Here is a 9,515-nt window from a genome sequence, read left to right as displayed (position 1 = left end):
CGGTAGAACGTCAGGTGATCGGTAACCCGGGTTGCCGATCACCTGACGTTCTACCGACCACTCAAGGCCGCCGGGGCACGTGGCGCGTGTGGCTGAACTCGCCCTTGCCGAAGGCCAGCACCTTGGACGGGTCGACGGCGAACACCAGCGCGGGGCCACGCGCACGGTGGTCAGCCAGGTGATCTGAGCGTTCTCGAGCACCTCCTGGGTCGCCTGCCAGCTGGTCGGCTCAGCGTCCGGGTCGCTGAACCGGGCGTCGAGCATGGTCAGCGGTTCGTTCATGGTCGGGCTCCTCGGGGTGGGGTAGCGAAAAGTTCGGCGACGAGCCGGTCGGCCTCGCCGGCGGCGGACCAGGTCACGGCCTCGTGGAGCCACCAGGTCAGGGTCCGCCCGGTCGCCCGGCGTCGGCCAGGCCGCTCACCCCGTCGACGACGAGCTCGCCCCTGTGGATGACCGCCACCTGGAGGTCGGCCTCACCGCCGTCGGCCACGAGACGGTCGACGGCCTCCTGCACGCGGGAGTGCGGGCTGTCCCCAGCGTTCTTCGCCATGGAAGGTCCGACGGGGAGCGAGCCGGAAAGCCATCGGCTCCGTTTCGAGTGCGGACCTCCAACCCGGAATTCCAGTCTGGTATCAGAGTGATACCTTGGTTTCAGGTCGATCCAGAGCGCGACGTTGGTCCAGAGGAGTCACACTAATGGCTATGACACTCCGCCTTACCGAAGAAGAGGACCGCGCTCTCACCGCCACTGCCGAACGGCTGGGGATCTCGAAGCAGGAGGCCGCGCGTGAGGCCATCCGCGTGTTCGTCGACGAGCGCGCACACTTCGAGGACGTCGTCCAGCGCGCCGTCGACCGCTTCGGCCCGGTCCTCGACCGGCTCAAGTAGCACCGAGCATGGCTATCCGATATCTGACCGCATCCGAGCTGCTATGGATCGCGGAACAGTTCCTCGGCCGTACCGTCGAGGTCCGCGACCCAGGCCTGCTCGATTCCGCTGTCACCCGCCCAGCATCTTCGATGATGGGCGTCGAGGCCTACCCCACGATCGAGCTCAAGGCTGCCGCGCTGCTCGATTCCACTGTCAACAACCACGCGCTGATCGACGGGAACAAGCGCCTCGGTCTCATTGCCGTCGCAACCTTCTACGAGGTGAACGGCTTCTACTTCGACCCACCGCTCGACGACGTCTACGAACTGGTCATGGCCGTGGCGGACGGATCACAGCGTGACGTCGCGAAGATCGCCGAGGTGCTCGCGAACTGGCGTGCGCCGCTCGCGCCGGACGAGAACCGGCTCACCTGACGCCTTGCGCGCTTGCCATCCGCGATGGCATGTCGCCCAACCGTTCGCCTTGTCCAATGGACGAGTAGCGTCATGTCCAGCGGTCGAATAGATCCCTGTCGAACCGCCTAGCCTGCCGTCGCGCGCGGCGCGTACATGATCACCGCGACGCCGACCAGGCAGATCAACGCCCCGGTGACGTCCCACCGGTCCGGGCGAAAGCCGTCGACGACCATGCCCCAGACGAGCGACCCGGCCACGAAGACGCCCCCGTAGGCAGCGAGGATCCGACCGAAGTGGGCGTCGGGCTGCAGGGTCGCGAAGAACCCGTACAGCCCGAGCGCGATCACCCCGGCGCCGATCCACAGCCAGCCCCTGTGCTCGCGGACGCCCTGCCACACGAGCCAGGCGCCGCCGATCTCGAACACGGCCGCCGCGAGGAACAGGATGATCGAGCGGGTCACGTCCATAGGGCGGGGACCTCCGTCGCGGGCAGCGGGCGGCCGAGCGGCGTCGGCTCGGGGATCCTCGTCCTGTCCATGCCCCGACGGTAGACCGTCGAGCCGGCTCGACGGTCAAGCCCGGCGCTCAGCCGGCGTCGAACCGCTCCTCGCCCTCGAGGTCGGGGTTGTCCTCCGGGTCCTCGCCGGGGATCGCCTCCGACCGCTCGTCGTCCTCCGCCGGGCCCGGGTTCTCCGTCGGCGTCTCCGCGGCCCTGGTCTCCGCACGGTCCGCGGTATCACGGTCCTGGCCGGGGACGGCCTGCGGTCCTGGGCTGGGCACGTGGCCTGACGCTGCCTCGTTCTGGTCGTACTCGCTCTCGCTCATGCTGGGCTCCCTCCCGATGGGGTGGTGCGACGGCGTGACCGTGGAGAGACGTCCACGCCGCCGCTCCTCGACCGTACGGCGGCCGCGCCTCGCTCGCACCCAGTCCCCGCGCACCCGGAAGAACGCCTCGGCGCACCTACAGCGGGGTGTCGCCAGGAGCCTTCCGGTTCTCGACAAGTGCGCGCGCCGGCAGGCCGATGTCCCAGAACTGGATGGTCTGGAGCAGCCAGAAGAGCGCGAAGGTCAGCATCATCACGGTCTCGACCACGAACAGCGTCTGCGGGAACAGGTCCGGCAGGTACCGGTCGAGGACGACCATGGTGGTCAGACCCACCACGAGCACCACGGCCATCACCACCGCTATCCAGCGGTACCAGACCCGGTACGCGGCCGCCGACATGCCGCGCAGCCGCTCGAGCGCCTGTGCCGTGACCGCGTGGTCGGAGCCGTTGATCCAGGCGACGGCCACGAGGCAGACGAACAGCAGGATCGCCGCGGCGTAGTGGGCGAACGCAAGGAAGCTCGCCGGCCACGCCAGCAGCCAGGTGCCGGTCGTGGCCCACGTCAGCCAGGTCAGCCAGAGGTCGGCCCCCTGGCGGCTGCCCAGGTCGCGCCGCCGTGGCCAGGTCGCGAGCACCAGGACCAGGCCACCGACGAGGAGCAGCGTCCCCACGTTGTTGCCCACCCGCTCCGGCACGTCGAGACAGTACGGCTCGCCGGTGCACATCGCGGCGTCGAGCGGCGTCGGGACCAGCGCCACCACGAACGCGAACATGCCCGCGAAGTTGAGCAGCACCTCCTCGGCCCCGTGCCGGCCCTTGATCGCGATGAGACACGTCCCGATGCCCACCAGCGTGCCCACGAAGATGCTCTGTACCGGCGAGTAGAAGTAGGCGCTGATCGACGCGTGCCACCACTCCTCGCCGGAACCGAGCCTCCCGTGGTCGGCGGCGATCTGCATCGCCAACGACACGAACAGCACCAGCACCACCGCGACGATCGCCAGCCGCAGATAGCGGTAGGTCAGCCGTACCGGGTCCCCCTGCTTGATCACCATGCGCTCACCCTGACGCAACGCCCCAGATCGGACAACGTCTCCCCGCCATACCGCCCGCTACCCGACCAGCGGGTTGGGGATGGTCACGGACCGGACCACCTCGTTGACGTCGTTGTCGGGCGCCTGGGCGTCCACCGTGCCGAAGTCCCGCGCCTCGACGACCACTCGGTCGTCGAACACGTCCACCGTGAGCCCCCGGTTGACGTCGCGCGTGACGACCTCCTCGATGCCGGACGTGCTCTCGCCGCGTGCGTCCCACTCCACCTGGACCGCACCGGTGTTCACCGTCCAGAAGCCGTCCGGGTGGCCTCCCGCCGTGCGGCGCTGCACCGCCCAGTCGCCGAGCTCGAACGGGTAGTGCGTGTGCCCGCTGAACAGGATCGCGTTGGGGTGGGCGCCGAGCAGCTCGGTCAGCTCGTCGTTGTACTGGTAGCTGTCGCTGTACCAGGGGATCCACGACGCCGAGACCGTGTCGCCGAGCGGGAAGTGCGACATGACCAGCACCTGCTTGTCCCGGTCGGACCAGTACGCGAGCCGGTCGCGCAGCCACTCGACCTGCTCGCGCGACATCGGGACCTCCGGCGGGCGGGCCTCCTCCTGGCCGAGGACCAGGACCGGCACCGCGCCGCCCGAGCCCTCCAGCAGGTACTCGTCCCACACCCGGTCCCGCTGGGCGAAGTCGAGGAACCGGTCGCGCAGGACCTCCCACGGCTCGCCCGTGTAGCTCTCGTGGTTACCGATTCCCGCAACCACCTGCTCGGGCAGGACGTCGGCAGCACCGGTCATGACGTCGTCGACGTCCTGCCACTGCTCGGGTGAGCCAGAGGCGACGATGTCGCCCACCATGAGCAGCCCTTCCGCGTCCGGGCGGACGGCGCCGAGGTCGCGCACGGCGTGGCCGAGGTCGTCGGGGTCGCCCTGGATGTCGCTGAGCACCCACGCCGACGTCGGGTCGCCGTCGGCCGGGGGCAGGGGCGCGCGGACCGATACCGAGTCGATCGCCCAGTACCAGGAGTTCGCGTCCGCCGTGAAGTGCCAGCGGAAGACCGCCCGCTTGGCGCCGCGCGGCACGTCGACAGGCACGGTCTCGGTCGCGTTCAGCAGTGCCCCGTCGTAGTCGTCGGTCACCGTGTCGCTGTCGTACCGGACCACCTCGGTCTCCGCGCCGCCGTCGAACGCGACGGTGACCCGGCCGGTCTGCCCGGCCCAGCCGCGGTAGTGGGAGTCGAAGGTGAGCTCCACCTCGTCCCGGCCCTTGACCTTGATCGGCGTGGAGGCCAGCGTCGTCGCGTAGCTGCCGGGCGTGCCGGCGCCGTCGGCGAACTCGTCGGAGTCCGCCACGGCGATCACGTCCTGCGCGCGGGCGAACCGGTAGCGCATCTGGTCCTCTGCGTCGGTCCAGAAGTCGCGGGTGGTGAACGACCAGCCGCGCCACTCCTCCACGCCGCCTTCTGCCAGAGCCGGACCGTTCTCGACGGACCAGCCGCGTGGTGCCTCGTGCGTCCAGCCGACCGTGCCGGGCTCGATGCCCGGGTCCTCGGAGCGCGGCAGCAGGCCGTCCGCGAGGGAGTCGAAGCCCTGCCGGTAGAGCACGTCGTCGGTGCCGCGGGTGTCGGGCTGCCCGGGCCGGCCGGGGCCGGCGACGGCGGTACCGACGGTGCCCGCGGCGAGCAGGCTCGTGCCCAGCAGCACTGCGACCGTGCGGTGCGTCCGAGCGCGGAAAGTGGAGGTCATGCGGGGGCCTCTCGTCGACCTGGATCGTCCGGCGCCGACGCTACGACCACGAGGTGTCCGACGCCAGACCCACGGTCGACGCCCAGGTGAACGGCGCCGAGCGGCTCACGACTCGCCGGTGAACCGGTTCTCGACGTCGGCCAGCAGGGGCCGCGCGTTGCGCAGGACGAGGGCGAGCCACACCACCGCGAACAGACCGAACAGGGCCTCGGTGGTCAGCGCTACGATCCCCGTGGCCAGGACCAGGAGCGAGAGCGAGCCCAGCGTGACGAGCGGACGGGCGCCGAGGAAGTGCGCGGCCAGCCGGACGACGTCCCGGGTCCGGAACGCGAAGAACGACACGATGACCAGCGCGTTCACCAGCCACAGGGCCAGGCCCGCACCGATCGTCACCAGAGCGCCCGCGTACCAGCCGGGCACCCCGCCCGCACCGACGTTCGCGAGACCCAGCAGGATCACCACCCCCACGACCAGCCCGGGCACCCACACCTTGAGCGCGTCCGCCCAGTTCAGCCGGTACCCCTGCCAGAACGACGACGCGGGGGTGAGCCCCTCGGCCCTGGTCCGGTCGCGGAGCGCGAACAGCGTGGCCGACACCGCCGGCCCCACCGGCACCAGGCACAGCGCGAACAGCGGCGCGTTGCCCGGCGTGCGCTCCAGGAAGAGCGACGCGACGGCCCCTGGCAGGGCGGCGACCACGAGCAGCGCCTCGACGATCAGGTACCAGTAGACGACGGCGGTCACCCGGCCGAGAACACCCTCGCCGAACTCCCGCCGCGCGCCCTCTCGCGCCCCTCCGGCGGAGCTCACGCCGGTTCTTCCGGCGCGTCCTCGCGCAGCAGGAGCACGTCCGTCGGGTTGAGCACGAGGGCCTCTCCTTGCCGTACGCCACGTCCGGTCAGCAGGTCGACGCCGGAGGCGTGCGCCGTCACCTCGACCGGCTCGGTGGAGTGCGACAGCACGAACGCGAACCGCACGCCGTCCTTGGACCGTACCGCGAGCTCGACGTCGGGCACGTCGGCGTACGGCCCGACGAGGCCGTGCCCGTCGAGCACCCGTCGCACGACCCAGTCCACGCCGACGTCGTCCAGGCCGGTCGCGACGTACCAGGCCGCGCCGCCGTCGGGGCCGTCGGGGCGGTGGCGTGTCACCGCCGGCGTACCCGCGTAGAACTCGGCGCCGTAGGTGCCGATCACCTCGGCGCCCTCGGGCACGAGCACCTCGAAGACGAGCGTCGCGTCGGACCGGGTCTCGACTGGCTCGACCGGCGAACGGAGCGTCACCGGGTTCACGACGCCCGGTTCCGCCGAGTCCGTCTCCTCGACGCGCACGCCCAGCACCCGCCCGAGCGGTCCGGGCGCATCCATGAGGTAGGCGTTGGCGTCCTCGTCTGCGCGGCCCGACCAGAAGGTGGTCAGCAGCGAGCCGCCGCGCCGCACCACGGCCTCCAGGCGTTCCGCGACGTCGCCCCCCAGCACGTGCAGCAGCGGCGCCACGACGACGTCGTACCGCGACAGGTCCGCCGTCACCGGCACGACGTCGACCTGCGTGCCCGCCGACCACAGCGCGCGGTAGTAGGCCAGCACGACCGCCGGGTACTTCACGTGCCGGTTGAAGCCGTCTGTCATCTCGGCCGTCCACCAGCTGTCCCAGTCGAACAGCAGGGCGACCCGGGCCGGCGTCCGCGCGCCGACCACTGCGTCGCCCAGGGCGGCGAGCTCCGCGCCCAGGCCCGCGACCTCCCGGAAGGACCGGGTGTCCGTGCGTCCGGCGTGGTCCAGGACTGCGCCGTGGTACTTCTCGCACGCGCCCCTGGACTGCCGCATCTGGAAGTAGAGGACGGCGTCCGCGCCGTGCGCGATGGCCTGCCACGACCACAGCCGGAGCACGCCCGGCCGCTTCACCGGGTTCACGTCGCGGGAGGCGGTGATCGTCGGCGTCTGCTCCATGACCCAGAACGGAGCGCCGTCCTTGAGGCCGCGCATGAGGTCGTGCGCCAGGGCCATGCGGGCGTGCTCGCGCTGCCCCGGCGGGTAGTTGTCCCAGGACGCGACGTCGAGGTCGGCGGCCCAGCGGTGATAGTCGATGGGCCGGAACATGCCCATGAAGTTGGTCGTCACCGGCGTGGTCGCATCGTGCTCCCGGATCCGCATCTTCTCGTCGCGGTAGTTGGCCAGCATCGCGTCCGACATGAACCGCCGGTAGTCGAGGGTGATGCCCTGGAACGCAGTGTGGTCGGGACCCCGCCAGTGCTCGCTGAGCATGTTCGGCGGGACGATCTGGTCCCAGTCGGTGAACGTGTGCGACCAGAAGGTCGCGTTCCACGCGTCGTTCAGGCGCGCGAGGGTGCCGTACCGCTCGCACAGCCAGTTCCGGAACCCTGCCGCGCACAGGTCGCACCAGCAGCCGCCGTCGAACCCGCCGTACTCGTTGCCGACGTGCCAGGCGACGAGGCCGGGTGTGCCGGCGTAGCGTTCGGCGATCCGGCCGGCCAGCTCCGCGGAGAGCCGCCGGTACACCGGGGAGCTGGGGCAGGCGTTGTGCCGCTGCCCGTACACGTGTCGGCGCCCCTGGAAGTCCGTGCGTTCCACCTCCGGGTGCTGGTGCGCCAGCCACGGCGGCAGTGCGCCGGTCGACGTCGCCAGAACGATGCGGCGTCCGCCGTCGACCGCACGGGCGACGACCGCGTCGAGTTGCGCGAAGTCGTAAGTGTCCTCGCCCGGCTGCACGGTCGCCCAGGAGAAGACGTTGAGGGTCACCGTGTCGATCGAGGCCAGGTCGAACGCCGCGTAGTCCTGCTCCCAGACGGCACGTGGCCACTGCTCGGGGTTGTAGTCGCCGCCGTACAGGATCTTGGAGTCGATCACGTCTGCTCCATCCGCTGAGTGCTGGGTATTTGTGGGATTGAATCGTTTTGAGCTGACAAATAGCCAGCACTCAACGGCCGAGGATCCGGGAGTCGTCCAGCCACGCTGGGGTCTCGTCACGGATCGGGTCCAGGGTCACGAGCGTGACGCCGTGCCGGGCCAGCGTCAGGTCGAGGTCGACCCTCGCCTCGCCGGCCGATCCGGTCGGGGTCACGGGCAGCGAGTACGCGCGCCGGGCGGGCTCGCTCGCCTCGTGCAGCGCGTCCAGCTGCCTGCCCGACGGCGACGCGGGTCGCCCCATCTCGCACCACGCCGCCCAGGCGTTGCCGGCGGACTCGTCGACGTCGTGCCGCAGGACGAACACGCGCGTCCCGCTGGTCGAGCCTGCCGCGACCGGGATGCTCAGCCGTAGCTCGTGCCGGTCCGGCTCGGCCGGGTCCTCGGTGCCGCCCACCGGCTGCCACGCGAGCACCGTCACCTGGCCGGTCTCCGGATGGCGCGTCACCAGGTGGTCGACGCCGCGGGCCAGCACCTCCTGCCCCATCCGGGCCATGAACGCGTACAGGTGGAAGGTCGGCTTGCGCACCTGCCGGTGGGCCAGCATCCCGAACCCGCCGTGGAAGAACGCCGCGGGCACGCCCTCCTCCTCGAAGACGTCGCTGAACGTCCAGTAGGCGAAGGAGTCCGCGTGCTCGCCGCCCTCCGCGAGGACCGGTGCGAGGTAGGCGGCGTTGTACGCCGTGTCGTGCACGGGGTTGTCGGGCCGGTAGCTCGTGTTGAACTCCGTGACGTGCAGCGGCCGGTCCGCGAGCGCCGTCCCGGCGAGGAGCTTGCGGGGGTTGGCGAACTGGTCGAGCAGGTGCTGGGGACGGCGGAAGGTCTGGTAGACGCCGAACGGAACATGCTGAGCGGGACCTGAGCTGTAGGCGTGCACGGACAGGAAGTCGGCGGGCAGGTCGCGCGTGGTGACGAACTCCGCGAAGGGTTCCCACCAGTCGTCCGCCCCCGGCGAGATGGCGGGGCCGCCCACCTGGAGCCCGGCGTCGACGTCCTTCACGGCCAGGGCCGACGCCTCGTAGAGGCGGAAGTACGCGTCCTGGTCGGCGTCCTTCCAGAAGTGGGTGAGGTTGGGCTCGTTCCAGACCTCGACGGGCCAGGTCCGCACCTCGTCGAGGCCGTACCGGTCGATGAGGTGCCGCAGCAGGGCCCGCACCAGCCTCGCCCACTCGGCGTGGTCACGGGGCGGGGTGACGTTGCCCAGCCACCAGAACACCCTCTGGTCGCCGGAGGCGAGGCCCGTCGGCATGAACCCGAGCTCGAGGAACGGCTTGATCCCGAGCCTCAGGTACGTGTCCACCACCTGGTCCACGTAGGTGAACACGTAGGCGGTGCCGCGGCGGCCGCCGACGTCGTACGGGCGGTGGACGCCGACGTCGTCGTGCAGCAGGCCGTGGCCGCGGATGTACCGGAAGCCGATCTCGCGCTGCACCAGGGCAAGGGAGTCCTGGTAGTCCTGGCGCAGCGCGAGGTTGAACCGTCCGGTGCCGACGCACGCCCGCCAGGCGTCCCCGAGCACCCCGACCGACCGCGCGGGAACGATGATGCGCTCCACACCTCTCCTCTCCTGCTACGTCGTTGAGTGCGGGGTATTTGTCGGCTCAGCCGCGCCGGGCCGACACGGCGCCATGACCTTCGCCCGGCCGTACCGGGCCTGGAAGTCGCGGATGAGGCACTCGCCCCGCCGCT

The 9,515-nt window shown here is 70.8% G+C and carries 10 protein-coding genes and 1 pseudogene; 2 read left to right on the top strand and 9 right to left on the bottom strand.

Translation table 11 applies throughout. The annotated features are described in order from the left end of the window. Positions 1-282, bottom strand: a pseudogene (locus AB0F40_RS26550) (hypothetical protein); the annotation flags it as partial. 97 nt (positions 283-379) lie between these two features. Then, entirely contained in the window at positions 380-550 is a 171-nt protein-coding gene (locus tag AB0F40_RS26545; RefSeq protein ID WP_357475125.1) for a hypothetical protein, read from the bottom strand. 152 nt (positions 551-702) lie between these two features. Between AB0F40_RS26545 and AB0F40_RS26540 the strand changes: the two genes are divergently transcribed. Next, the gene (locus AB0F40_RS26540; RefSeq protein WP_253873565.1) at positions 703-888 is read left to right on the top strand and encodes a ribbon-helix-helix protein, CopG family; all 186 of its coding nucleotides are present in this window, start codon (positions 703-705) and stop codon (positions 886-888) included. 8 nt (positions 889-896) lie between these two features. Beyond that, the gene (locus tag AB0F40_RS26535) at positions 897-1,304 is read left to right on the top strand and encodes a type II toxin-antitoxin system death-on-curing family toxin (RefSeq protein WP_357475122.1); all 408 of its coding nucleotides are present in this window, start codon (positions 897-899) and stop codon (positions 1,302-1,304) included. A gap of 107 nt (positions 1,305-1,411) precedes the next feature. Here the strand turns inward: AB0F40_RS26535 and AB0F40_RS26530 are convergent, their stop codons facing one another. From AB0F40_RS26530 to AB0F40_RS26500, 7 genes are all read right to left on the bottom strand, one after another. Then, complete coding sequence (locus AB0F40_RS26530) at positions 1,412-1,753, bottom strand: YnfA family protein (protein WP_357475118.1); 342 nt, start codon at positions 1,751-1,753, stop codon at positions 1,412-1,414. 118 nt (positions 1,754-1,871) lie between these two features. Continuing rightward, a complete protein-coding gene (locus AB0F40_RS26525; RefSeq protein WP_357475115.1) occupies positions 1,872-2,111 on the bottom strand; it encodes a hypothetical protein in 240 nt (79 codons plus the stop codon). A 136-nt stretch (positions 2,112-2,247) separates the two neighbouring features. Beyond that, positions 2,248-3,168 (bottom strand): hypothetical protein, encoded by a 921-nt coding sequence (locus AB0F40_RS26520; protein ID WP_357475112.1) that lies wholly within the window; start codon positions 3,166-3,168, stop codon positions 2,248-2,250. A gap of 57 nt (positions 3,169-3,225) precedes the next feature. After that, complete coding sequence (locus AB0F40_RS26515; protein ID WP_357475110.1) at positions 3,226-4,902, bottom strand: metallophosphoesterase; 1,677 nt, start codon at positions 4,900-4,902, stop codon at positions 3,226-3,228. A gap of 105 nt (positions 4,903-5,007) precedes the next feature. Next, positions 5,008-5,712, bottom strand: coding sequence for a DUF624 domain-containing protein (locus tag AB0F40_RS26510; RefSeq protein WP_357475107.1), 705 nt, complete (start codon positions 5,710-5,712; stop codon positions 5,008-5,010). Beyond that, positions 5,709-7,769, bottom strand: coding sequence for a beta-galactosidase (locus AB0F40_RS26505; RefSeq protein ID WP_357475104.1), 2,061 nt, complete (start codon positions 7,767-7,769; stop codon positions 5,709-5,711). Before AB0F40_RS26505 ends, AB0F40_RS26510 begins: the two co-directional genes overlap by 4 nt. A gap of 70 nt (positions 7,770-7,839) precedes the next feature. Further along, entirely contained in the window at positions 7,840-9,381 is a 1,542-nt protein-coding gene (locus tag AB0F40_RS26500; protein ID WP_357475102.1) for a xylan 1,4-beta-xylosidase, read from the bottom strand. Positions 9,382-9,515 lie beyond the last annotated feature (134 nt).

This window comes from Promicromonospora sp. NPDC023987 (genome assembly GCF_040639055.1).
In the GTDB taxonomy this organism is placed as follows: Bacteria; Actinomycetota; Actinomycetes; order Actinomycetales; family Cellulomonadaceae; genus Promicromonospora.
This window is presented reverse-complemented; position numbering and strand designations above follow the sequence as displayed.